This is a genomic window from Microbacterium sp. TPD7012, from assembly GCF_003075395.1.
Classification (GTDB): domain Bacteria; phylum Actinomycetota; class Actinomycetes; order Actinomycetales; family Microbacteriaceae; genus Microbacterium.
This window is the reverse complement of record NZ_QDFV01000002.1, coordinates 284,841-308,722: the sequence shown is the minus strand read 5'-3', so window position 1 is coordinate 308,722 and position 23,882 is coordinate 284,841. Positions and strand designations below refer to the sequence as shown.

The 23,882-nt window shown below is 68.4% G+C and carries 19 protein-coding genes and 1 tRNA gene; 11 read left to right on the top strand and 9 right to left on the bottom strand.

The genetic code is table 11. The features are described 5' to 3' along the window. Positions 1-91 precede the first annotated feature (91 nt). The 4 genes from DC434_RS05465 to DC434_RS05450 all read left to right on the top strand — a co-directional run bounded on the left by DC434_RS05465 (position 92) and on the right by DC434_RS05450 (position 6,567). Positions 92-976, top strand: coding sequence for a LysR family transcriptional regulator (locus DC434_RS05465; RefSeq protein WP_116634274.1), 885 nt, complete (start codon positions 92-94; stop codon positions 974-976). Between the two features lie 195 nt (positions 977-1,171). Beyond that, positions 1,172-5,152: an Ig-like domain-containing protein gene (locus tag DC434_RS05460; RefSeq protein WP_207769910.1), complete on the top strand. Its 3,981-nt coding sequence runs from the start codon at positions 1,172-1,174 to the stop codon at positions 5,150-5,152. Between the two features lie 89 nt (positions 5,153-5,241). Continuing rightward, positions 5,242-5,847 carry an SGNH/GDSL hydrolase family protein gene (locus tag DC434_RS05455; RefSeq protein WP_116634273.1) on the top strand — a complete coding sequence of 202 codons (606 nt, stop codon included), beginning with the start codon at positions 5,242-5,244 and terminating at the stop codon, positions 5,845-5,847. 39 nt (positions 5,848-5,886) lie between these two features. Then, positions 5,887-6,567 (top strand): GntR family transcriptional regulator, encoded by a 681-nt coding sequence (locus tag DC434_RS05450; protein WP_116634272.1) that lies wholly within the window; start codon positions 5,887-5,889, stop codon positions 6,565-6,567. On the opposite strand, the gene DC434_RS05445 is transcribed toward DC434_RS05450, so the two are convergent. The 7 genes from DC434_RS05445 to DC434_RS05415 are packed head-to-tail and all read right to left on the bottom strand — an operon-like array spanning position 6,546 to position 14,261. Next, a complete protein-coding gene (locus DC434_RS05445; protein WP_116634271.1) occupies positions 6,546-7,367 on the bottom strand; it encodes an amidohydrolase family protein in 822 nt (273 codons plus the stop codon). The two genes, DC434_RS05450 and DC434_RS05445, sit on opposite strands and share 22 nt — an antisense overlap. Further along, complete coding sequence (locus DC434_RS05440; protein ID WP_116634270.1) at positions 7,364-8,320, bottom strand: aldo/keto reductase; 957 nt, start codon at positions 8,318-8,320, stop codon at positions 7,364-7,366. The genes DC434_RS05445 and DC434_RS05440 overlap by 4 nt, the downstream gene beginning before the upstream one ends. After that, positions 8,299-9,081: a ribonuclease activity regulator RraA gene (locus tag DC434_RS05435; RefSeq protein ID WP_243408823.1), complete on the bottom strand. Its 783-nt coding sequence runs from the start codon at positions 9,079-9,081 to the stop codon at positions 8,299-8,301. Before DC434_RS05435 ends, DC434_RS05440 begins: the two co-directional genes overlap by 22 nt. 50 nt (positions 9,082-9,131) lie before the next feature. After that, on the bottom strand, positions 9,132-11,054 hold the full coding sequence (locus DC434_RS05430; RefSeq protein WP_116634268.1) for a hypothetical protein: 1,923 nt from the start codon (positions 11,052-11,054) through the stop codon (positions 9,132-9,134). A gap of 4 nt (positions 11,055-11,058) precedes the next feature. After that, entirely contained in the window at positions 11,059-11,982 is a 924-nt protein-coding gene (locus DC434_RS05425; RefSeq protein WP_116634756.1) for a carbohydrate ABC transporter permease, read from the bottom strand. A gap of 29 nt (positions 11,983-12,011) precedes the next feature. Further along, complete coding sequence (locus DC434_RS05420) at positions 12,012-12,944, bottom strand: sugar ABC transporter permease (RefSeq protein ID WP_116634267.1); 933 nt, start codon at positions 12,942-12,944, stop codon at positions 12,012-12,014. Positions 12,945-13,004: 60 nt separating this feature from the next. After that, on the bottom strand, positions 13,005-14,261 hold the full coding sequence (locus tag DC434_RS05415) for an extracellular solute-binding protein (RefSeq protein WP_116634266.1): 1,257 nt from the start codon (positions 14,259-14,261) through the stop codon (positions 13,005-13,007). Between the two features lie 90 nt (positions 14,262-14,351). Between DC434_RS05415 and DC434_RS05410 the strand changes: the two genes are divergently transcribed. Then, positions 14,352-16,730 (top strand): glycoside hydrolase family 95 protein, encoded by a 2,379-nt coding sequence (locus DC434_RS05410; protein ID WP_116634265.1) that lies wholly within the window; start codon positions 14,352-14,354, stop codon positions 16,728-16,730. Between the two features lie 12 nt (positions 16,731-16,742). On the opposite strand, the gene DC434_RS05405 is transcribed toward DC434_RS05410, so the two are convergent. Together DC434_RS05405 and DC434_RS05400 are read right to left on the bottom strand one after the other, a co-directional pair. Next, a tRNA-Ser gene (locus tag DC434_RS05405) sits at positions 16,743-16,831 on the bottom strand. 86 nt (positions 16,832-16,917) lie between these two features. Next, positions 16,918-17,646, bottom strand: coding sequence for a FadR/GntR family transcriptional regulator (locus DC434_RS05400; protein WP_116634264.1), 729 nt, complete (start codon positions 17,644-17,646; stop codon positions 16,918-16,920). A 122-nt stretch (positions 17,647-17,768) separates the two neighbouring features. Between DC434_RS05400 and DC434_RS05395 the strand changes: the two genes are divergently transcribed. The 6 genes from DC434_RS05395 to DC434_RS05370 are packed head-to-tail and all read left to right on the top strand — an operon-like array spanning position 17,769 to position 23,777. Beyond that, on the top strand, positions 17,769-19,127 hold the full coding sequence (locus DC434_RS05395; RefSeq protein WP_243408822.1) for an MFS transporter: 1,359 nt from the start codon (positions 17,769-17,771) through the stop codon (positions 19,125-19,127). Then, the gene (locus DC434_RS05390; RefSeq protein WP_116634262.1) at positions 19,124-20,863 is read left to right on the top strand and encodes a dihydroxyacetone kinase family protein; all 1,740 of its coding nucleotides are present in this window, start codon (positions 19,124-19,126) and stop codon (positions 20,861-20,863) included. Before DC434_RS05395 ends, DC434_RS05390 begins: the two co-directional genes overlap by 4 nt. Beyond that, entirely contained in the window at positions 20,856-21,326 is a 471-nt protein-coding gene (locus tag DC434_RS05385) for a ribose-5-phosphate isomerase (protein ID WP_116634261.1), read from the top strand. Before DC434_RS05390 ends, DC434_RS05385 begins: the two co-directional genes overlap by 8 nt. After that, the gene (locus tag DC434_RS05380) at positions 21,326-22,117 is read left to right on the top strand and encodes a triose-phosphate isomerase family protein (RefSeq protein WP_116634260.1); all 792 of its coding nucleotides are present in this window, start codon (positions 21,326-21,328) and stop codon (positions 22,115-22,117) included. Before DC434_RS05385 ends, DC434_RS05380 begins: the two co-directional genes overlap by 1 nt. Continuing rightward, positions 22,114-22,908, top strand: a complete 795-nt coding sequence (locus DC434_RS05375) for a TIM barrel protein (protein WP_116634259.1) — start codon at positions 22,114-22,116, stop codon at positions 22,906-22,908. The genes DC434_RS05380 and DC434_RS05375 overlap by 4 nt, the downstream gene beginning before the upstream one ends. Further along, positions 22,905-23,777 carry a phosphogluconate dehydrogenase C-terminal domain-containing protein gene (locus DC434_RS05370; protein WP_116634258.1) on the top strand — a complete coding sequence of 291 codons (873 nt, stop codon included), beginning with the start codon at positions 22,905-22,907 and terminating at the stop codon, positions 23,775-23,777. Before DC434_RS05375 ends, DC434_RS05370 begins: the two co-directional genes overlap by 4 nt. Positions 23,778-23,882 lie beyond the last annotated feature (105 nt).

The following is a 23,882-nucleotide window of genomic DNA, read 5'->3' as shown; positions in this document are numbered from 1 at the left end:
TCTCTTCCCTTCGTCGAGGACTGCTTCCACTCAACTCGATTCATTGCATGACATCCAATGAATTCTCACTAATCAGATATATCCTCTGGGAATGGATATCCGATTGTTGCGCGCCTTCGTCGAGGCCGCCGATCGGCAGACCTTCAGCGAAGCCGCGACAGCACTCTCCATCACCCAACCCGCGTTCACCAAGCAGATCCAGCAGATCGAATCCCTGGTGGGAACACCCCTGTTCCACCGCGGACGTCACGGTGCCGTGCTCACCGCCGCCGGCGCGGAACTCATGAGCGAGGCCCGCGCGATCGTCGACCTCGCCACTCGTTTCGAGGCACGGGCGAAGCGCGTCGGCGACGGAGAAGAGGGTCATCTCACCATCGGCTTCGGGCTCTCCAGCATCGGGGTCGCACCCCGGGCGGTCGCGGCCTTCCGCGTGAGCTCCCCCAGGGTCTCCGTGCGCTTGGAGGACATGTCGTCATCGGCTCAGGTCGACGGTGTACGACGTGAGGAGCTGGATATCGGGTTCACCCGTCTTCCGGTTCCGCACGACCTCCGCGCCGTCTCCGTCCTCTCGGATCATCTGGCGATCGCTCATCCCGGCCACTGGGTGCCTCCCGCAGACGACACGGCGCTTCCGCACTGGCTCGACGAGCATCCGCTCGTCCGGCTGTCCGTCGGCCGCGGCCCGGGACTCGCTGCTCAGGCCGCCCGCTATGTCGCGGATGTCGGAGCCCAGCCGACCATCGTCCAAGAGGCCGACGACCTCCAGACGGTCCTCGCGCTGGTCGCCGCAGGAATCGGCATCGGGATCGTGCCGGAGAGCGCGCGCAACATCGCGCCCCGGCACGTGGGCATGCGGCGCCTGCGCGGGGCGAGCGCCTCCTGGAAGGTCGGAGTGGTCTGGAACCCGCGGAACGAGACGCCGGTCGTCCGCTCGTTCCTCGACGCGCTCGCGACGCTGCCCCCCGTCGAGGCCTGACGCGGTCGGACGACGACCTCGGCGCTCCGCTCGCCTCGCAGCGTCACGGCGACGAGAGCCTGATCCGTGAGCTCCTTCGAGTGCGTGCATCTTGCCTCTTTTCGTTTTCTCGATTATCGATTATTGTCGGATCTCACGCATGGTCCGCAGCTGCCCGCGCAGCGCGTGCCGAACTCACCGAGGAGAAACGACGCAATGAAGCGCATGCCCATCGCCCTCTGCACCGCCTTCCTTCTGGCCGTCGGCCTCGCCCTGGCACCCGCAGGCGCGCAACCCGCATCTGCGGCCGGTCCCTTCGAGGTCTACGTCTCCCCCGACGGCGATGACTCCGCCGCCGGCACGGAGGATGCGCCGCTCAAGTCACTCGAGGCCGCGCGCGACGCGCTTCGAGTCGAGCGTGTGGCGAACGGCCTCGACGAAGGCGCGACCGTCTACCTCCGCGGCGGCTCGTATCCACGCTCCGAGTCGTTCGAACTCACCGCGGAGGACTCGGGGACCGCTGATGCCCCGATCACGTACCGCTCCTACCCGGGCGAGACCGCGCGTCTGACAGGGGGCGTCGAGCTCGACAAGAACGCCTTCGTGCCCGTGGACGATCCTGCGGTACTCGACCGGATCATCGACGACTCCGCCCACAGCCGCGTCCTCCAGCTCGACCTCGGAGCGCTCGGCATCACGGATTACGGCCAGGTCAGCCGCCACGGATACTGGAAGGCCAACGACGTCAGCGAGACGCCGCCCATGGAGCTCTACGTCGGCGGAGAGGGCCAGACGCTCGCGCGCTGGCCCAACACGGACACCGTGCAGATGGGCGAGATCCTCGATGCCGGCCCGGTGCAGGGCGACGCGGACCTCCAGGAGCGCGGCGGCACCTTCACGTACACCTACGACCGCCCTCAGTATTGGACGGAAGCCGAGGACATCTGGCTCGACGGGATCTTCGGATACAGCTGGGAGTGGTCGTACAACCGCATCGAATCGATCGACACCGAAGCCAAGACGATCAGCCTCGCCTACGGCGAGATGTCAGGCCTCATGAAGACGTGGTTCGAGGACTTCCATTTCGCGGAGAACCTCCTCGAAGAGCTGGATGCCCCCGGCGAGTACTACATCGACCGCGATGCCGGCATCCTCTATCACCTGCCGAACGCCGCGTTCTCGACCACGGACGCCGAAGCCACGGTCACGATGCTCGACGAGCCGATGATCTGGACCGATGAGACATCGCACGTGCGCTTCGACGAGCTCGTCCTCGAATACGGACGCGCGACGGCCGCCGTCATCCTCGGCGGAGCCGATGTGCAGATCACGAACAGCGACATCCAGAACTTCGCCGACGGCGGCGTGCTATTCAACACCCCGGGTCGCTACACCTACGACGAGATCCCGGTGAACCGAGGCGGCGTCGACCACGCGATCGTGTCATCCGAGCTGCGCCACATCGGCGGAGTGGCCGCCGTGCTCCAGGGCGGCGATGCCGAGACGCTGACGCCTGGCAACATCCGGGTGGAGAACTCGCACATCCACGACTTCGCCTACTACCACAAGGCCTACAACCCGGCGCTGATGTTCGTCGGGGTCGGCAACATCGGGCGCGGGAACGAGATCCACGATGCGCCTCACCCCGGGATCATCGTGCACGGCAACAATCATCTGATCGAGTACAACGAGATCTACGACATATGCAAGCTGTTCCAGGATCTCGGCGCGATCTACATGAACGCCGGCGCCACTCCCCAGCAGCGCGGCACGGTCATCTCGAGGAACTACTTCCATGACACCGGAATCGGCCGCCTGGGAGTGGAGGGCATCTATCCCGACAACCTCACCCGCGATCTCCTCATCGAGGAGAACGTGTTCTACCGGATGGGCAACGACGCGATCAAGAACGGTTCGGGCGACTACATCACCGCCAGGAACAACGTCTTCGTCGACACGCACATCCCCTACAACAACTACGAGATGTGGATGGGGGACGAACCGGGCAACAAGGTCGACACCGACTACATGCCGGGATGGATCGAGCTGTTCGAGGAGAACAACGGATTCGTCGACACTCCGTACGCCGCGCAGCACCCCGAGCTGCTGACGTTCTTCGAGGAGGACCATCACTTCCCCGCGCACAACGTCTTCGAGCGCAACGTCACCTGGAACCCGACGATGCCTCGCAGCGGTGATGTCAACGCGCATGGCGCCCGTGATGTCGTGGAGCTCATGAGCTACGCGGACAACTGGGTGACCGACTCCGATCCCGGTTTCGTGGACTGGCAGGGGGAGGACTTCCGGCTCGCCGAGGATGCAGCCGTCTTCGACGCGGTGCCCGGCTTCGCCGCCATCCCGTTCGATCAGATCGGCCTGCAGGGTTCGGTCGGTGTCAGCGACGGCATCGACTCCATCCCGCTCCAGTCGATCCACCTCCCCGCCGATGAGGCGGCCGTGCCCCTCGGCCAATCCCTGTCCCTCGCGGCCGAGGCGGTGCCGTGGAATGCGGACGACACCTCGGTGACCTACACGAGCAGCGACCCGGCGGTGGCGTCCATCGATGCCGGTGGCGTGCTCACCGCTCTCGCTCCCGGCTCGGTGACGGTCACGGCGACCTCGGTCGCCGACCCCGGCCTCGCCGATCAGATGGTCGTGGTCGTGCTCGACGGAGACGGCGTGCTGCACTTCACCGACTTCGAATCCGGCGGCAACGGGTGGCCGGTCGACGGCAACCTCACGCTCGTCGAGGACGAGAGCGGCGACCACTGGTACCGCGTGCGCGGAGGGGCGAACGGACAGCTGGATCGTCAGTTCGGCGAATACGTGCTCCAGTTCCAGATGCGCACCCCGGAGGAGCTCACCGAGGGCGGGCAGATGCTGATCTACGACCGCAGCGGAGCGACCACCGCGGGATACGTGCGCTATCAGCACCTCGCCGCCGGTTCGGAGTGGATCATCTTCGACGGCGCGTGGGGAACGGTCGAATCCGTCGTGCTGCCTGCGGGCGAGGGCCTCGCTCCCGACACCGTCTACGACATCGAGCTGGTGGTGACGGCATCCGGGATCCGAGTCAGCGTCGATGGCGAACTCGTGATCGACGGCGAGAACCCGGCGCCCGAGGTACGCGGGAAGGTCGGGTTCTACGTGCAGGATCTCGCACACGTCGAGTTCGACGACGTGCGCCTGTCGCTCGTTCCCGTGGAAGTGACGGGCCTGACCCTCTCGCACGAGTCGGTCGGGCTGGCGGCGGGCGAGCGCCTCACCCTCACCGCGTCCGTCACCCCGCCGGATGCGCGTGCCGATGTCACCTGGACGAGCGCCGACCCGGCCATCGCCTCGGTGGCGGAGGACGGGACCGTCGTCGGCGTCGCCGCCGGAGACGTGGTGATCACGGCGACCTCCGTGGTGAACCCCTCGGTCACGGCTGCCGCGACCGTGGCCGTCACCGATCCGGAGTACGCCGTGATCGATCTCGGCGACCGACTCACCGATGTGGAGGGATGGCCGGCGTCGGAGGCCGTCTCGGTGGGCGACGCGGGCGTCTCGGTGACCGCCGAGGGGGTGGTCGGCTACGCCGCGGAGACGTTCGGCGACGGGCTCCTCAGGTTCGATGCCACCGTCGACGCCTTCGAGGACGGCTGGTTCGGCTTCGCGGTGCGCTCCGACCGTCCCGGCGATCCCCCGTGGGTCGATGGGAACAAGGGCTACCTGGTCGTCATCAAGGAGGACGTCATCGAGTTCCAGAGCTGGAAGCCGGGCCAGACGATGATCGACGTCATCCCGAACTCGACGATCTCGGCTGGCACGCCCCACACCATCGAGTTCGGCGTCGTCGCCGCCGGAGCCGAGGCCACCGCCGGTTCCCGGCTGGTGCTGCGCGTCGACGGCGTCACGGTGTGGAGCCGGGTCGATTCGGACGCGGCGAACACGATCGCCTCGGAGGGCTACCTGAACGTCTTCCATTACGTCGAGGGCAACGGGCTGCTGCTCGCCCCGACGGTGGGCTCGTCGGAACCCGGAGAGCCCGGAGAGCCGGGCGGCCCGAGCGGGCCCGGGGCGCCGACCGGGCCTTCCGCATCCGGCGGCGGTCTCGCGCTCACGGGCGGCTCCGTCGGCTGGGCGGCCGGTGCGCTCGCGGCGGTGCTGCTCATCCTGGGCACGGCGTTCGTCCTGCGTCGACGGTCACGCGTCTGATCCGACGGAAGGGGCGGTCGCATCGGCGACCGCCCCTTCCGCATGTTTCTAGCGATTATCGATAGAGTGGTGGCAAGGAAAGGAAGCGGATGTCAGCACACGAGATCCTCATGTTCGTCGGCGACTCGATCACCGACGCGGGTCGCGATAGGAGCCGGCCGGATTCCCTGGGTGACGGGTATGTCTCCCTGGTGGCCCCCGAGCTGCCGGGTTCCCGGATCATCAATGCCGGCATCGCCGGCGACCGCGTCCGCGACCTGTCCGCCAGATGGGAGCGCGACGTCCTGTCCCACTCCCCCTCCACACTCACCGTGTATGTCGGCGTCAATGACACCTGGCGCCGGTTCGACGACGGAGATCCGACGACCTCGCAGGAATTCGAGGACGCCCTGGGCGACCTCCTCGACGTCTGGCCGCGCGACCATGCTCCCCGCCTGATCCTCATGGAGCCCTTCCTGCTTCCCGTGCGATCGGAGCAGCGCGAGTGGCTCGACGACCTTGCAGGGAAGAGGCGCGCGGTCGCCGCCATCGCTGCAGAGCTCGACGCATCGTTCGTCCCGCTGCACGGCATCCTCTCCGAGGCCGCGGCGGGTGTCGGCGGCGAAGCCCTCGCCCCCGACGGCGTGCACCCGACAGCCACGGGATCCCGCATCATCGCGGACGCCTGGCTCGACGCGTACAGCGGTCGGGCGTGACGCTGTGAACGATTGTCATAGAGAGGTTATGGTGTGCACATGAGCGATGTGTTCAGCTCGGTCACCGGTCTGCAGAAAGGCCTGCTCTCCGACCAGATCTATGTGCTGATCAAGGCCATGATCAAGGATGCGACCCTGCACCCGGGAGAACAGCTCGTCGAGTCTCAGCTGGCCCGCAAGCTCGAGGTCAGTCAGGCCCCGGTCCGCGATGCGCTCAAGCGGCTCTCGCACGAGGGTCTGGTGACGCACATCCGTCACCAGGGCAACTTCGTCGCCAGGTACTCCGACGAAGAGGTGGAGCAGGCGAAGGTCGCTCGAGCCGCTCTCGAATCGCTCGCCGGCTCGCTCACCTGCGGTCGTCTGGATGACGCGACGCGGCGCCGCCTCAGCGGCCTCATCGACGAGATGCACACCGCCGCCCACGACCTGCGCCTCGGTGAGTTCCGCGAGCTCGACTTCGCGTTCCACCGGGCGGTCATCGAGGCGAGCGGCAACGGCTATCTCCCTCGGATGTGGGACATCATCGAGCCGAGCCTGCGATCGATGCACGTGCTCGGCGACCCACATTTCCCGGGAGACTGGGTACAGGTGGCGGATTGGCACCGCAGCCTCCTCGATGTGCTCGAAGGGTCCGATCCGGCCGCCGCCGCAGAGCTCTTCCGCGCCCACGCCGCCGGAACGCTGCTCGTCCCGACCGATCAGGACGAGGCGAGCGAGTAGGTCCGCGCGGCGGTACCCGACCAGAATGCTCGCGCACCGACAGCGTCCAGCTCTCCGACGGCTTCGGCCGTCAGACGGATGAGGTCTCGGTAGGGCAGCACCCGAGACGACATCGGCCAATCGCTGCCGAACATCAGCCGGTCCACTCCGACCGCGGCCTCGGCATCGGCGAAGAGCGAACGCAGTCGCCGCACATCGCCCGGCGTCCGTGCGACGCCGGAGAACTTCGCCACGACCGCGGGCAGGTCGACCAGCGACCGCAGATCATCACGCCATCGCCGGGTCGGCTCCGCCATCCCGAGACCGAGGTGGCACACGACGATGGCGAGTGACGGATGCCGTTCGGCGAGCCCTCGCACCGCGGGGAGCTGCTCGGCCCGGATGAGCACCTCCATGACCCTTCCCGTCTCCGCGAGTCCCTCCGCGAGCCTTTCGAGGTGCGGCACGTCGGCGAGATCCGCCCGAGCGGCGGGTGCAGCCACGCGCATGCCGGCCACGCGGCCGCCGGATTCCTCGATCGCGGCACCCGTCGCGCCGCTCCACTCCTGATCGTGCGGCTCGTATTGCAGCACGACGCGGGCTGCCGGCAGCGACGACACCTCGCTGAGCAGCCATCGCGCCTCGCCGAGGGTGTCCGCCGCCTGCACGGCGAGGACCGAGCGCACGTCCGTTTCCGCCAACGCCCCGCGCAGCTCGGATGCCGTCACCGATCGCGGCAGCCGGAGGTCGTCACGGAACCAGGGGATCGACATCCGCTCGACGTCCCACAGGTGCACGTGCGCATCGACGATGGGAGTCATCGAGCGATTCCGGATGCCGCCTCGTCCAGCTCCTCCCAGAGCTCACCGGGGAGCTCGGCCTCGAGTCCGTCGGCGAAATCGTCCACCTCGTGCGCCGTGCGAGCACCGACGACGATCCCCTCCACCTCTGCGTATCGCAGCGGAAAGCGCGCCGCCGCCCAGGCGAGCGGAACACCCCACCGGCGGCACACCTCCGCGAAGGCATCCGTCTGCTCGCGGTGCCGATCGGAGGCGGCGTGATAGTCGAAGTAGGGCGAGCCCACCGGGTCGGCGAGGATCCCGGAGTTGAACACTCCAGCCCCGATGATCCCGACGCCGCGCTCACGGGCGAGCGGCAGCAGCTGCTCCTCGGCTGACCGATCGAGGAGGGTCAACCGGCCCGCGGGCATGACGACATCGACCTCCGCTTCCGCGACGAAGCGCACCAGCGGAGCGGTGCGGACCATACCGATTCCGATCGCGCGCACGACGCCCTGGTCCCGCAGATCGTGAAGAACGGGCATCACCTCGGCGAGTGCGAGATCGACGTCCTCCGGATCATGCAGGTGCAGCAGATCGATCCGATCGGTGCGCAGGCGACGCAGACTGCCCTCGAGGCTCCTCAGGACTCCGTCGCGGGTGAGGTCGCCTGTGGTGTCGACGCCGATGCCGCCGGTCTCCACGGTCGCCCCGTCGGCGGCGACGATCCTCCGCCCGATCTTGGTCGCGATGACGACGTCGTCGCGCGGCACCCCGGCGAGAGCGGCGCCCAGGCGTCGCTCGCTCTCCCCCGCCCCGTAGTGCGGGGCGGTGTCGAAGAAGCGGATGCCGCGCTCGAGGGCGCGCGCGATGGTCGCCGTCGCGGCGTCATCGGGGACGGGTGTGTAGAGGTTCCCGATGGGCGCGCACCCCAACCCCGCCAGCAGCGAACCCGATCGGCCGCTCGCCGGCCTCAGGCTCGGGCGGAGAGCCACGACTCGTACTCCTGCCGAGCGTCGGGCGACAGCGGGTAGTAGTCGCTCAGGACCGCTCCCTCCTCCAGCCGCTGCCTGCTGAAGACCTCCCACTGCTCGTGATCCTGCGCCGCATCGACGACGTCATGAGCCAGCCGCTGCGGAACGATGACGGGGCCGTCGTCGTCTGCCACGACGAGGTCACCGGGCATGCAGAGGGTACCGCCGACGGCGACGGGCACATCGTACGCCCACGGGAAGAGCTCGGATTGCGAGGCGTAGTGCGGCGTGGTGCCTGTGGACCAGACGGGGATGCCGAGGTCGCGGATGCGACCGGCATCGCGGATGCGTCCGTCGACGACGATGCCCGCCCCGCCCTTGCGGGCGAAGTAGCTGGCGAGTATGTCTCCGATGCAGCCGGAGAATCGGCTGCCGTAGGCCTGGATGACGAGCACGTCTCCGGGTTGCACCGTCTCGAGCACCTCCCACAGCGCCGTGTGACGTTCGACGTACTCCTGCCCGAGCCCGGAGGCCATGTCCTCCCGCTGCGGCATGAACTGCAGGGTGAGGGCGGAGCCGACGACGCGCTGTCCCGGTGAGAGCGCCTGCGGTCCGTCGACGAACGAGCGGGTGATCCCCATCCCGTGCAGCTTGGCGCACGCCGTCGCCGACGACACCGTCCCCATTCTCGCGATCGACTCGACGTCGGCGCGTTCGAATCGTCCGCCGCGCACGGGAAGGTCGAAGTCTGGTCGAGCGAGCTCGATCGGGGAATCGGACATGGGTGGAGCTCCTTGTGCTCTGGATGGCGTACTGCCGGCGATGTCGTCGGTCATGAGGTTGCCCTGCCGGGGCGCTTGTGGGTGGGACGATCGGATGCCGCCACCGTGGTGAGCGTGAGCCGTGCACCGTGGGCGGGAGGCAGCACGACGACGACGTCCGGGACGTCGAGGTCGCGGTGTTCGGAGAAGCGCTCACCGGGAACCGAGGCGAAGGTCGTGGACGCGCCGGGATGCACGCCCCCGCGTTCGCCCTCGCTCGTGACGCCGCTGATCCGCTTCTCGCCGAATCTCGACGGCCGAACCCGTACGCGGCGCGTTCGGGTGTGGGAGGTGTTGACGAGTTCGAGCTCGATCTCGGCTCCGTCGAGTCGGTGCACGAGGGCCGCGACATCCGGCGGCAGACCGGGTCGGGCCGCATCGACATCCTCATAGGCGACGGCCATGAACGGGAGTCCTCCGTTGTAGAGGATCTGCGGCGTCCCGCTGATCAGCTGACCGAGCACCTCGGTGACGACCGGGTTCACGCGCTGCCAGAAATGGAGGTGATCGCCGTCGGGATCGAGTTCGTCCGAGTCCATGATCGCGACGCGGCGCGCGATCTGACCGAGCGCCATCGACAGTGCCTGCTCGGGGTAGTCGGGGAGCCTGCCGGCGAGGAACTCGAGCCACGGCGCCTCATGTCCCGCCTCCAGCTTGTCCCGGAACGGCATCACCGGGTGCTCCGTGCGCGGGTAGCCGTCGATGACGCGGATGAGCCTCTCGAGGTCGGCGGCGTCTCTCGACCACCACCACAACCACGTCGGGAGGTCGAGGGAGAGCGGGCCGTAGTCGAACCAGCCGTCGCGGCCGTAGCGGTAGGGGACGAGAGTCATCGGCTCTGACGCGGCCGAGCCGAGTTTCGCGAGCCAGCTGCCGCGCATGCTGAAGGGCGTCTCGGCGACGGATGCCGTGATCGAGTGGTCGAGCACGGTGTCGAGCGCTGTGCGGGCGAGGTCGAGATATCGGTCGTCGCCGGTGACGAACGACGCGTTGATGCCGCCGATGAGGGCGACCATCCCGACCGAATGCAGACCGTGCGGCCATCCCCAGCCGTAGTGACCGCCGTACCAGCGACCGTCGTGGCGCCCTCCGGTGATCCCCTCCGGCGACACGTTGTCGGGGATGAGCCCGCCGTGATCCGCGGCCCGTCCGATCCAGCCGTCCACGTATCGCTGCACCCAGGACGCGGCCGCCGGGTCTCCGTCGTAGAGCCACCGGTTGACGACCAGGCTCGTCGATGCGAGATTCACGGGGACATCGCCGATCGCGAGCTCCTGCATCGCACGCCCCATGGTCTCGGCGTTGGCGGGACTCGCGAGATCGTCCCACGTGCGGATCCCGTCGAGGTGCTCGAGCGGCAGCCCGTACGGTCGCATCTCGGGCTGGCTCGCCGAGTACGCCTGCCATTGCCTGCCGAGCCCGGTGAGTGCGCCGAGTGCTCCGTTGTGGGGAGCCCGGATGATGTTCGCGGTCGGGTCGTAGTTGCCGTGCGCGGCATCCGTGTAGAGCTCCGCGAATCGCCGGGCTCGATCCGCGAATCGCACGTCGTCGGGGTCGGCAGCGCACAGCGCGTAGAAGAACAGCAGCGACTCCCCCTGATGGAACCAGTCGTATCCGTTCTCGAACTCCTCCGTGAGCATGCCTGCCTCGGTGAGCTGCGCGGTCACGCCCTCCCAGTGCCGCTTCGCGGCGATGAGGATGTCGTCGCTGCCGCCGAGCGCATGGAAGGTCGGCCAGTTGAAGAACGGCTCGTAGAAGTCGTCCACACCGTCTCGACTGTCGAACGAGCCCGACCAGTTCAGCCGGCCGTCACCGCCCGTGTACCTGTCGGAGAAGCTCCTCCAGGCGACCTCGATCTCGTCGAAGACGCGGCGCTGGAGGACGGCCCAGGCCGGGATGGCACGGAGCGGCGTCGAGGGGATGTCGATCGTCACGGGGTCAGCCCTTCGTCGCGCCGGCGACGAGGCCGCCGATGATGTGGCGCTGCATGACGATGAAGAACAGGACCGCGGGCGCGACAGCGAGTAGAAGGGTCGGGAAGACCGTCGTGTAGCTCGTCGAGAACTCGCCCACCGCGGCGTAGACCCCGGTGGTGACCGTGTAGATGCCGGAGCTCGGTCCCAGGATGATCTGGGGACTGGCGAAGTCGTTCCACACGCTGATCGAGTTGAGCACGACGACCGTTGCCACCACCGGCTTCATGATCGGGAAGATGCACGACCAGAAGGCCCGGATGCGACCCGCTCCGTCGAGGGAGGCGGCCTCGTCGATGTCCCTCGGCACGGTGCGGAGATAGGCCGCGAAGAGGAAGATCGTCACGGGCAGCGTCGCCGCCGTCTCGAAGAGGAGGAACCCCGGGATCGTGTTGATCAGTCCGAGCAGTCGGAGCACGAAGACGACCGGGATGAGCGTCACCTGCCCGGGGATGAACAGCCCCGAGACGAAGACCAGGAGCAGCCCCAGATGCCATCGGGAGCGACCTCTCGCGATCACGTAGGCGACGGGGGCGGCGAGCGCGATGCCGAAGACGTTGACCAGCACCACGAAGAGCAGCGTGATGCCGTAGGCGCCGATGACGTTGAACTTCTCGCTCGTTATCGCCTCGGCGAGGTACTCGAGAGTGAAGATGCTCGGATCGATCGCGAGAGGCGAGCGGATGATCGCCTCCTGCGGCTTGAACGCGCTGATGATCATGATGTACAGCGGCACGAGCATCACGAGCGCTCCCGAGCCGAGCAGCACCCATTTGAGGGTGGCGCCCACACGAGCGAGTGGACCGCGGGATCGGATCCGACGGGGACGGCGTCGACGCGGTCCCTCCAGCGGCTCGATCTCCTCGATGATGCCAGCGGATACCGTCATGATCGTCCTCGTCTGCGTGGTGGTCATCATCAGTCCGTCACCTTCTTCTCGGAGCCGCGCCTGGCGAGCGTCACGGCCAGACCGAGGACCGCGGTGACGACGAGGAGGATCACCGACTGGGCTGCGCCGAACCCGAGCTCGGCCTGGGCGAACGAGTCCTTCAGCACCTGGTAGACGATCGTCTGCGTCGATCCGGCTGGACCGCCGTCGGTCAGCGCGAGCACGATGTCGTAGACCTTGAGCAGGCCGACGAGCGTCAGGACGAGGTTGACGGTGACGACCGGAGCGATGAGCGGGATGGTGACGTGCCGGAACTGCTGCCAGCGGGACGCGCCGTCCACCGTCGCCGCCTCGTAGAACTCCGCGGGGACGGACTTGATGCCGGCGATGTAGAGGATCATGTTGAAGCCGAAGTGCGACCACACCACCGTGAAGATGACGCTCGCCTTGGCCCATCCCGTGTCGGTGAGGAACGGCAGCGCCGAGATCCCCAGCTGCTCGAGCAGCCCGTTGGTCGCGCCCTGGGGCGCGAGTATCGCCGACCAGAGGAAGCCGATGATGAGCGCGCTGATGATGTACGGGTAGAAGAAGATCGTCCGCATCACGGTGTTGGCACGGCCGGGTCCGGCGATCAGAGCGCCGACCGCGAGCCCGGCGACGTTGCAGAGCACCGTGCCGATGAGGGCGATGGTCGCCGTGAAGATCGCGGCATCCACCGTTCGCGGATTGCGGAAGGCGGAGAGGTAGTTCTCCACCCCGACGAACGTGAAGTTGAGGCTGTAGCCGTTCCAGTCGGTGAAGCTGAGCACGACGGCGAGGATCATCGGGATGATGAACATCGCGATGAACACCAGCAGTGCGGGGCCGCCCATGATGATGCCGGGCAGCCGGTGGCGCCAGACCTGCGCGGCGCTCCGCGACGCGCGAGCCGCAGTCGGGCGGAATGTGGCACTCACTGCCATCAGGGACCTCCGTCGTCGAGGGGGGGACCGGGGGTGCTGCAGCACCCCCGGAGTGGATTGCTAGCGGTTGGCGTCGAACCAGGCGTCCATGGCGGTGAGCACATCCGCAGCCGGCACACCGCCCAGCAGAGCCTGCGTCTGAGCGTTGATCTCGGTCGAGTACCCGCCGGGCAGAACGCGCTCGCCGTAGCCTTCACCGGTCGGGGTGTAGTCGGCGGCAGGCGTGTCCGCGACGATCGCGAAGAGCTCCTCGCCCAGCGCGGTCATGTCGTACTCGTAGCCGTCGCGGAAGTTGCCGTCGACCACGAGCTGATCCATGACCGCGGTCTCATCCGTGGTGAGGTACTCGATCAGCTTCGCCGCGGCGTCCTGATGCTCCGATGACTTCATGATGAGGTACGGGCTCGCGATGTTGGCACCCATCGCGGGGTTGTCCACGCCCGCGACGGCGGGTGCGCGGAAGACGCCGATCTCGGGAGCGTCCTCGGTCTTGGCCTCGGTGCCCGCGAACCAGCTGCCCATCGGGTAGATCGCGCTGCTGCCCGCGAGGAAGGCCTGTTCCGCATCGGGATACTTGACCCCGAGCGCATCCTGGGGGATGTAGCCGGCCTTCACCCAGTCGGCATACTGCTCGACGGCATCCGCGTACGTGTCGCTGAAGGTGAGCTCACCGCCGTCCATCTCGGCGAACCAGTCCGGGTGCTCCGCGATGATCGAGGGAAGCCCGATCGCCTGGAGCAGGTGGCTGGACATCCAATCGCCGCCGGTCTGGAGGGGAACCCACCCCGCTGCGGACAGCTTGCCCAGTGCGGTGTCGAGCTCCTCGAGGGTGGTCGGGACCTCGGCGATGCCGGCTTCTTCGAACGCGGCCTTGTTGTAGAACATGAGGCTCTGCAACTGGACGCCGATGCCGGCCATGTAATAGGCGCCGTCGATCGAGTACTGGTCGGCGAGAGGGCCTTCCGACGCCCATTCGTACTTCGAGAGGTCGACGAGCTCCGGGGCGAGCTCGAGCGACGGAGGGATGCTCTGCACGATGTCTGGCACGTCGCCGGACGCCAGCAGTCGCGGCACCGCCGCTGTGACTCCCTCGGCACCGGGGTTCTGGATGACGACGTCGATGTCGGGGTTGGCCTCTTCGAAGGGGGCGACGAGATCGTTCCACCACTCCTCGGTGAGATTGGGGGTCACGTTCACGAGCATGCGGATCTCGGTCGCGCTCCCGTCGCCCTGACCTCCGCCCGTGGCACACCCGGCGAGGGCGGCCGTGGTCGCGGTGAGGGCAGCGGCAAGCGCGAGTTTCCGTCGTCTGAGCATCGTCGATCCTTTCAAGAACACATCGTTGTGGAAGAACAGTCATAACATACAGTAATCGATAATCGTTTGTCACCTCGAAGAAGACAGGTCATGGTTCACAGCCTCGAATACTCCCATCCCGCAGAGACCTTCGACGAGGCCCTGCCGCTCGGCAACGGCCGCCTCGGCGCGATGTGCTCAGGCGACCTCCTTTCCCCTCGCCTGCAGATCAATGACGACACCGCGTGGTCAGGCGGACCGGGCTCTGAACTGCTCGCACCGGTCGCGGCCGATATCGCGTCCGAAGCGCTCCGTCGCGCGAGAACCGCGGTCTCCGAACAGCGATACGCCGATGCCGAGCACGCACTGCGCGCGCTCCAGCATCGCCACAGCCAGGCCTACCTCCCGTTCGCCGACGTGGAGATCCGCGTCGATCCGCCTCCCCACGCATCGACCGACACGGTCGACCATTACCATCGAGAACTGCACCTGCCGACGGCGACTCACACGGCGTCCGGGCGCGTCCGCGGCGTCGACCTCACCCACGTCACACGGGTGAGCGCGCCGGACGGCGTCCTGATCCACGACATCACGGCGAGCGAACCGGTCGACATACGCGTCCGCATGACCAGCGCGCTCAGAGTCCTCGCGAACCGGCGCGGAACGGGAGTCCTCGAGATGCTGCTCCGCATGCCGGTCGACGTCTTCCCACCCCACACGGATGCCGACCGGCCGGTCCGCTACTCCGATGACGTCAGCGAGTCTCTGCAGGGCGCCGCGGTGATCGCCGTGGAGCACGACGGCGTCACGGATGAGTCGATCACAGAGGCGATCGGGGTGCGATCTGCGACGAGACTGACTCTCGTCCTCGCCACCGCGACGACCTACGCCGACGACGGCCGCGCCCTGCGCGGCGATGCCGAGTCGGCGTCGCGCGAGGCGGGTCGCCGGGTCCGCTCCGCACGGGACCGCGGGCTCGATCTCGTGCGGGCCGATCAGGTGGCGGATCACGCCGCGCTCTACGAGAGGACCGTGCTCCACCTCGGCTCCGGGGCCACCGCGGGCGACACCGGGAGGCGCCTGGAGAACCTCGACGTCGGAGGTGTGCGACTGGAACGCGATCCCGCGCTCGCTGCCCTGCTCTTCAACTACGGTCGGTACCTGCTCATCTGCTCGTCGCGGCCCGGCACGCTCCCCGCCAATCTCCAGGGCATCTGGAACGACAGCATCCGTCCGCCGTGGAGCTGCAACTACACGCTCAACATCAACCTGCAGATGAACTACTGGGCGGCGGATGCCGTCAACCTGGCCGAGACGGCCGAGCCTCTCGATCGCCTCATCGGACGGCTCGCGGAACGGGGCACGGAGACCGCTCGCCGACTGTACGGCACCGACGGGTGGGTGGCGCATCACAACACCGACGCCTGGGCGTACACGCAGATGATCGGGCACGGCACGCACGATGCCAAGTCGGCGTTCTGGCCCATGGGCGGCCTCTGGCTCGCCCGCCGCTTCATCGATCACGCCTCCTACGGCGATTCCCGCGCGGTGCTCGAGCGACGATTCGGCATCCTGGCGTCCGCGGCACGGTTCGCGCTCGCCATTCTCCGGGCGGCGCCGGACGGACAGCTCGGGACGTCCCCCTCGACGTCCCCCGAGAACGACTTCGTGACCGCTGAGGGTGTGGGTGCCGTCGCGGCATCCGCGGCTCTGGATCTGGACCTGGTGCGCGACCATCTCCGCGCTCTGATCGACGCAGGGCGCGTTCTCGGACGCGCGGACGACGAGGTGGTGCTCGCCGCGATCGACGCCCTCCCCCGCATCCCGGGACCGCGCATCTCGAGCTCCGGCAGCATCGCCGAGTGGGCCGGCGATCTCACGCCGACCGACCCGCATCATCGTCACCTGTCCCCGCTCTACTTCCTCTATCCGGGCCCGGGCTCGAGCGATGCTGCACTCCTCGCCGCGGCCAGTCGATTCCTCGACGAGCGAGGCGACGAATCCACCGGGTGGTCTCTGGCGTGGAAGCTCGCGTTGCGAGCGCGGCTGCGGCAGACGGAGCAGATCGATCGACTGCTGCAGCTGATGTTCCGCGACATGTCGGTCGATCGCGGAACATGGGTGGGCGGCCTCTACCCCAACCTCTTCTCGGCGCATCCGCCGTTCCAGATCGACGGCAACCTCGGCTACCTCGCCGCGGTCGTGGAGATGCTTGTGCAGTCCCACGAGGGCGCGCTCGATCTGCTCCCGGCAGTCCCCCGCTCGTTCGGGCCGGGGCGGGTCACAGGGCTGATCGCGAGACCGGGGATCTCCATCGACATGGAGTGGACTTTCGATGCGTCGGGGACGGCGCAGCTCATCGCTGCCGAACTGGAGTGCCGTGCGACGGACGCGCTCGGGCCGCGCATCGTGCTGGCACCCGGCATCACGACCGAGGTCGTCTTCAGACGCATCGGAGATCGGGTGCGACTCGGAGGAGGGATCGTCTGAACGATCCAGGTGCGGAGACGAGGGGATTTGAACCCCTGGTCCCCGTGAGGGGACTCCACCTTAGCAGGGTGGTGCACTCGGCCGGACTATGCGACGTCTCCAGGCATCCGACCCGAAAGCACGGATGCACCTAGCCATCATAACGGGTCGGATGCGCAGGCACGAACCGAGCGGATGAGCGCCGTCGTCAGGCGTCGAGGAGACGCGTGGTCGCGGTCGACATATGGATCGCCATGGCGGATGCCGCGGCATCCGGATCGCCGGCGCGGACGGCATCCAGCACGGCGCCGTGCTCGGCGACGGCCTGCTCGGCGTGCGCGGGGTCGTGCACGGCACGATCGGCGTACACCTGCAGCAGCGATCGCACGACATGCACGTGATCGGTCAGCGTCTCGTTCCCCGCCGCCTCGGCGAGCGCGTGGTGGAAGTCGAGGTCGGCGCGGGCGAAGGTGGCGAGGTCGTCGATGCTCGCCCGCATCCGCTCGACGCTCTTCTCGAGTCGCTCGATGATCGCGGCGTCGGCTCGGGCCGCGGCCAGGCGCGCGACGAAGATCTCGAGGCCCTCGCGCAGCTCCAGCAGCTGGGCGGTGTTGCGCTCGCCGATCAGCAGGCCCCAGCGCAGAGTCTGCGGCAGCAGCTCGCTCGCCGCTCCCCGGAGGTAGGTGCCGGAGCCGGGGCGGACATCGACGATCCCCAGCAATTCCAAGGCGGCGAGCGCCTCGCGCACGGCGGATCGACCGACGCCGAGCGATGCCGACAGCTGGCGCTCCGGAGGCAGGCGCGTGCCAGGGGCGATGGATCCGCCGGTGAAGAGATCGAGCAGCCGACGGGCCACCTCCGACACCGGCGTGCCCGAGGGGATCGCGGTCAGCGCAGCGGCGATGTCGTCGACGGGTTCACCGGGAAACGCGGGCATGGTTGCCAACCTACCGTCACCGAAATACCACGAGCGACTTGAAATTGGTCAACCGGTTGTGCAGTATGGATGATGCGCACCGGACGAAACCCTGCGCGATCACCGTCGATACAGGAGTCACCGTGGACACCACCCAGACCGAAACGCCTGTCGCGAAGTCCGCGATCCGCAAGGTCTCGATACGCCTCGTACCGTTCGTGGCACTGATGTTCTTCATCAACTACCTCGACCGGACGGCGATCGGATTCGCCTCTCCCAACGGGATGAACGACGACCTCGCCCTGAGCGCCGCGCAGTTCGGCTTCGCCTCGGGGGTCTTCTTCATCGGCTACATCCTGCTGGAGGTGCCGTCGAACCTCGCTCTGCACAAGTTCGGGGCGCGCCGCTGGCTCGCCCGCATCATGGTCAGCTGGGGCATCGTCGCCCTCCTCTTCACCTGGGTGCAGAACTTCGAGCAGCTCGTCGTGCTCCGCTTCCTGCTCGGTGTCGCCGAGGCCGGCTTCTTCCCGGGCGCGATCCTCTTCCTCAGCCTCTGGGTGCCGTCGCAGTACCGCGGTCGCATCCTCATGCTCTTCTACCTGGCTCAGCCGCTGACCACCGTCATCGGCGCCCCGCTCGCCGGAGCGCTCATCCAGCAGCACGGGGTCTTCTTCGGCCTCGAGGGCTGGCGCTTCATGTTCATGGGCGTCGCGATCCCCGCGATCGTCGTCGGCGTCATCGCCTGGTTCTACCTGAAGGACAAGCCCTCCGACGCGAAGTGGCTGACCCTCGAGGAGCAGACCTGGCTCACCTCGGCCCTCGAGGCTGAGCGCAAGACCACCGCGGCGAGCCAGAAGCACGTCTCCGTGCGCTTCGCGTTCTCCAGCGGACGCGTCTGGATGCTGTCGTTCATCTACTTCGGCTTCATCTACGGCCTCTACGCGCTGGCGTTCTTCCTGCCCACGATCATCGAGGGCTTCCAGACGGCGACCGGCGGCACGTTCGACGTGCTGCAGAAGGGCCTCATCACCGCGATCCCGTACCTCCCGGCCGCCGTCGTGATGTACTTCTGGTCGCGTGACGCCGGCAAGCGCGGCCTGAAGACCTGGCACATCGCGATCCCCGCGGTCGCCGGTGCGGTCTCCATCCCGCTGGCGCTGTTCACCGGATCCCCCGTGGCGACCATCGCGGTCATCACGGTCACCGCCTGCGCGATCTTCGCGGCCCTGCCGAACTTCTGGACGCTCCCGACGCAGTTCCTCACCGGCGTCGCGGCGGCCGCAGGCGTGGCGCTGATCAACACGATCGGCAACCTCGCCGGCTTCAGCGCCCCGTACATCACGGGCGCCGTGCACGACTGGACCGGCGGCTACCAGGTGCCGATGTTCATCGTCGGCGGGTTCATGCTGCTCTCGGCCGTGCTGATGGTGATCCTCGCCCGTCGGAGCCGCGTGCTCCCCGGCGCCACCGCCCCCACACCCGCCGTGGAGGAGACGCGATGACCAGGCTCTGGAACGACCCCGCCGACTTCGCGGACGAGATGATCGCGGGCTTCATCGCCGCGAACGAGCGCTCGGTGCGTGGGGTCCCCGGCGGAGTCGTGCGCAGCACGGTCGTCCCCGAGGGCCAGGTCGCCGTCGTGATCGGCGGCGGCTCCGGCCACTACCCTGCCTTCGGCGGACTCGTCGGCCAGGGTCTCGCCCACGGCGCCGTGATGGGCAACCTGTTCGCGTCGCCCTCCACCCAGCAGGTGCACACGGTGGCGAAGGCCGCGAACCGCGGTGCGGGAGTCTTCCTCAGCTACGGCAACTACGCCGGCGACGTGCTGAACTTCGACGCCGCACAGGAGAAGCTCCGCGCCGAGGGGATCGCCTGCGAGACGGTCACCGTCACGGATGACATCTTCAGCGCCTCGGTCGACGAGAAGCACAAGCGCCGTGGCATCGCCGGCGACCTGACGGTGTTCCGCACCGCGGCCGCCGCCGCCGAGGCGGGCTACGACCTCGCCGGCGTCACCCGCGTCGCGACTCTCGCGAACGAGCGCACGCGCTCCTTCGGCGTCGCCTTCTCCGGATGCACGCTCCCCGGTGCCCCCGAGCCGCTGTTCACGGTCCCCGCCGGGCGGATGGCGATCGGTCTCGGCATCCACGGCGAGCCCGGCATCGAGGAGACCGACATCCCGTCGGCCGACGGCCTGGCCGAGCTCCTCGTCAGCCGACTGCTCGACGAGGTTCCCGCGGGTGTCGAGACCTCCGGCGCGCGCGTCGTCCCGATCCTCAACGGCCTGGGTTCGCTCAAGTACGAGGAGATGTTCGTCGTCTACCGGCGCATCGCGCAGCTGCTCGCGGATGCCGGTCTCGTCCTGGTCGACCCGCACGTCGGCGAGTACTGCACGAGCTTCGACATGGCCGGCACCTCGCTCACCCTGTTCTGGCTGGACGACGAGCTCGAGCAGCTCTGGGACACCCCCGTCGACACCCCCGCCTATCGCCGGGGGTCGGTGCTCGCCGCCGCGCGCGCTGAGATCGTCGAAGCGGATGCCGTCGCCGCCGTCGCCGTCGAACCCGGCGACGAGGAGTCCGTGGCCGTCGCCGCCGTCGTGCAGGCCGCCGTGCAGCGCATCGCGGACACGGTCGACGAGCACGTCGAGGAGTTCGGCCGCATCGACTCCATCGCCGGCGACGGTGACCACGGCATCGGCATGCAGCGCGGCTCGCACGCGGCCCTCGCCGGCGCCACGGCCGCCGCTCAGGCCGGCGCGGGTGCGGCGACGACGCTCGCGCATGCCGCCGATGCCTGGGCCGACCGGGCGGGTGGCACCTCCGGCGCGCTGTGGGGCGTCATCCTGAACGCGATCGCGACACGGCTCGGCGATGCCGGACGACCGGATGCCGCCGCGGTCGCGACCGGCGTCGCCGCGGGCACCCGCGGAGTGATGGAGTACGGCAAGGCCGAGGTCGGCGACAAGACGCTGGTCGATGCCCTCGTCCCCTTCAGCAGCACCCTCACCTCTGCGACCGACGGAGGAGCCTCCTTCGTCGACGCGTGGCGGACCGCCGCGGATGCCGCCACGCGCGCAGCCGCCGCCACGGCCGACCTGCTCCCCCGCATGGGCCGCGCCCGCACCCACGGTCAGAACAGCGTGGGAACCCCCGACCCCGGCGCGCACTCGCTCGCGCTGATCGTGACGGCCGTCGGCGACGTGTTCGCCGACCTCGAAAGGAACCGCAATGACTGACACCCTCCGCCTCGTGATCGGCAGCGACGACGCCGGTTTCGACTACAAGGAGATCCTCAAGAAGGACCTCGAGGAGAACGGCATCGTCGCGAGCGTCGTCGACGTGGGAGTGGATGCCGACGGGCACACCGCGTATCCGCGTGTCGCGATCGCCGCCGCCGAGCTCGTCGCTGCGGGCGAGGCCGACCGCGCCCTCCTGATCTGCGGCACCGGTCTCGGCGTCGCGATCGCCGCCAACAAGGTCCCCGGCATCCGCGCCGTCACCGCCCACGACTCTTTCTCGGTCGAGCGCGGCGTGCTCTCCAACGACGCGCAGATCCTCACGATGGGTCAGCGCGTCGTCGGCATCGAGCTCGCCCGCCGTCTCGTGCGCGAGTGGCTGACGTACCGCTTCGACCCGAGCAGCGCCTCGGCCGAGAAGGTCGCGGTCATCGGCGAATACGAGTCCACCGGATCCTGCTGATGACGAAGGTGACGGTCGGCGTGAGCCTGAAGATGTACTTCGGTCATCAGCAGGCGGCGACATGGTTCGACGCGGTCGCCGCGCGAGTCCGCGCGCACGAGGCCGTGCGATCGGGCGCGGTCGAGCTCTTCATCACGCCGACGTTCCTCCAGGTGCTCCCGGCGATCGCCGCCTTCGACGGAACCCCGGTGCGGATCGGCGGACAGGACGTCGCCGCGGCAGACGGGGGCGCCTACACCGGAGAGGTGGCGGCGTCCGAGCTCGCCGAGGTCGGCGCGACGATCGCCGAGATCGGGCACGCCGAACGCCGCCGGCTGTTCGCCGAGACCGACGAGGTCGTGGCGCAGAAGACCGCCGCCGCCCTGCGCGCAGGCCTCACCCCACTCCTGTGCATCGGCGAGACCTCGCATCAGGATCCTGCGGATGCCGCCGAGGTCGCCGTCGCCCAGCTGCGCGCCGCCCTCGCCGATGCCCCGGCCGGCGCCGTGATCGTCGCGTACGAGCCCGTCTGGGCGATCGGCGCGCCCGAGCCCGCACCCCACGACCACATCCGTGTCGTCGCGGCCGCGCTGCGCGCCGCGCTCGATGGCGATGCCGATCGCGCGGACTCCACCGTCATCTACGGCGGAGCGGCCGGCCCCGGCCTTCTCACCGCGCTCGGCGACGACGTCGACGGTGTCTTCCTCGGCCGGTTCGCCCACGATCCCGACGCCCTCGTCGCCGTGCTCGATGAGGCGGCGGAGTTGGCGGCCCTTCGACAGGCTCAGGGACCCACGGGAGGTGCGGCGTGATCGGCCTCGGCACCTACGCCTATTTCTGGCAGCACTCCGAGCGCGCGCCCGAGCCGCTGACCCTGGTCGGCGCGTTCGAGGACACCCGCGCCCAGGGCGTCGACCTCTTCCAGATCTGCGACTACGCCCCGCTCGAGCAGATGAGCGACGACGAGGTGCGAGACGCCGCCGCGGCCGCCCGTGACCTCGGCCTCACGATCGAGCTCGGCACGAAGGGCATCGTCCCCGCGCACCTCGAGCGCTTCCTCGAGCTCGCCGCGATCTTCGACGCTCGGCTCGTACGCAGCATGCTCTACGGACCGGATTCGCGCCCCTCGGACGACGAGGCGGAGTCCTGGCTTCGCGACAGCATCCGCTCCTACGAGGCCGCCGGAGTGACCCTCGCCCTCGAGACGTACGAACAGGTGCCCACCGCCGACCTCCTCGGGATCATCGAGCGCGTCGGCAGCCCGAACCTCGGCGTCTGCCTCGACCCGGCCAATGTCGTCGCCCAGCTGGAGAGCCCGCGGACCTGCGTCGAGCAGACCGCGGCCCTCACCAGGAACATCCACGTGAAGGACTTCGCCTTCGCCCGCCAGCCGGGCTGGGTCGGCTTCACATACTCCGGCTGCGCGATGGGAACCGGTCTGCACGACTACGCCCATCTGCTCGCCACGGTCCGGCCGCGCGAGCGCGGCATCAACGAGATCGTCGAGCACTGGCTGCCCTGGCAGGACGACGCCGAGACCACCATCCGAACCGAGCGGGAATGGACCCGCCTCACCCTGGAAGAACTGAGGAGCACATCATGACCGACACGTCGACGAGCACCGCCACCTACAAGATCGCCGTCATCGGCGCCGGCGGCAAGATGGGCATGCGCGTGTCCAACAACCTCGTGAAGACCGACCACACCGTCTGGTACGTGGAGAACTCCCCCGCCGGCCAGCAGCGCACGGTCGACGCCGGGCGCGAGCTCACCGATGCCTCCACGGCCGTCGCCGACGCCGACATCGTGGTGCTCGCCGTTCCCGACCTGGCCCTCGGCCCGGTCACCGCGGATCTCGTCCCCCAGTTGCGCTCCGGTGCGATCCTGCTGACGCTCGACCCCGCCGCCGCGTACGCGGGTCTGCTCACCACGCGCGACGACGTGATCCAGGCCGTGGCGCACCCGTGCCACCCGTCGATCTTCCTGCAGCGCGAGACCCCGGAGCAGTGGGCCGACACGTTCGGCGGCATCGCCGCCCCGCAGGACGCGATCGCCGCGATCGAAAGCGACGACGAGGCGAAGAAGGCGATCGTCGAGGCGACCGTCCGCGCGATCTACGCGCCCGTCATCGACGTGCACTGGGTCACGATCAAGCAGCTCGCCCAGCTCGAGCCCACCCTCGTCGAGACCGTCGCCTGCATGATCGGAGACCTGCTCAACGAGGCCCTGCAGGAGACCGTCAACACCATGGGCGTTCCGGAGGCCGCTGCCCGCAGCATCCTCTACGGCCACACGCAGGTGGCTCTCGCCAACGGTCTGCGCGGCGACAACCCGTTCTCCGACGCGTGCCTGATCGCGATGGACTACGGCCGCGAGAGCATCATCAAGGACGACTGGAAGAAGATCTTCCGCGACGACGAGCTCGACAAGAACCTCGCGCGGATGCTCCACCTCGACAAGATCGAGCGCTGACGCCGGAAGGGGGATCGCTGTCCCGGCGGTCCCCCTTCCCCGTCTCGGGCTGGATCGAGAACGCATCTGCGACGGGGCCGCTTGCGGCACTTCTGATCCACGCTG

Bases quoted from the DNA above. Each gene is read 5' to 3' on its own strand.
- DC434_RS05465 (WP_116634274.1), top strand. From the start codon at position 92: ATGGATATCCGATTGTTGCGCGCCTTCGTCGAGGCCGCCGATCGGCAG.
- DC434_RS05460 (WP_207769910.1), top strand. From the start codon at position 1,172: ATGAAGCGCATGCCCATCGCCCTCTGCACCGCCTTCCTTCTGGCCGTC.
- DC434_RS05455 (WP_116634273.1), top strand. From the start codon at position 5,242: ATGTCAGCACACGAGATCCTCATGTTCGTCGGCGACTCGATCACCGAC.
- DC434_RS05450 (WP_116634272.1), top strand. From the start codon at position 5,887: ATGAGCGATGTGTTCAGCTCGGTCACCGGTCTGCAGAAAGGCCTGCTC.
- DC434_RS05445 (WP_116634271.1), bottom strand. From the start codon at position 7,367: ATGACTCCCATCGTCGATGCGCACGTGCACCTGTGGGACGTCGAGCGG.
- DC434_RS05435 (WP_243408823.1), bottom strand. From the start codon at position 9,081: ATGTCCGATTCCCCGATCGAGCTCGCTCGACCAGACTTCGACCTTCCC.
- DC434_RS05425 (WP_116634756.1), bottom strand. From the start codon at position 11,982: ATGACGGTATCCGCTGGCATCATCGAGGAGATCGAGCCGCTGGAGGGA.
- DC434_RS05420 (WP_116634267.1), bottom strand. From the start codon at position 12,944: ATGGCAGTGAGTGCCACATTCCGCCCGACTGCGGCTCGCGCGTCGCGG.
- DC434_RS05415 (WP_116634266.1), bottom strand. From the start codon at position 14,261: ATGCTCAGACGACGGAAACTCGCGCTTGCCGCTGCCCTCACCGCGACC.
- DC434_RS05410 (WP_116634265.1), top strand. From the start codon at position 14,352: ATGGTTCACAGCCTCGAATACTCCCATCCCGCAGAGACCTTCGACGAG.
- DC434_RS05400 (WP_116634264.1), bottom strand. From the start codon at position 17,646: ATGCCCGCGTTTCCCGGTGAACCCGTCGACGACATCGCCGCTGCGCTG.
- DC434_RS05390 (WP_116634262.1), top strand. From the start codon at position 19,124: ATGACCAGGCTCTGGAACGACCCCGCCGACTTCGCGGACGAGATGATC.
- DC434_RS05385 (WP_116634261.1), top strand. From the start codon at position 20,856: ATGACTGACACCCTCCGCCTCGTGATCGGCAGCGACGACGCCGGTTTC.
- DC434_RS05380 (WP_116634260.1), top strand. From the start codon at position 21,326: ATGACGAAGGTGACGGTCGGCGTGAGCCTGAAGATGTACTTCGGTCAT.
- DC434_RS05370 (WP_116634258.1), top strand. From the start codon at position 22,905: ATGACCGACACGTCGACGAGCACCGCCACCTACAAGATCGCCGTCATC.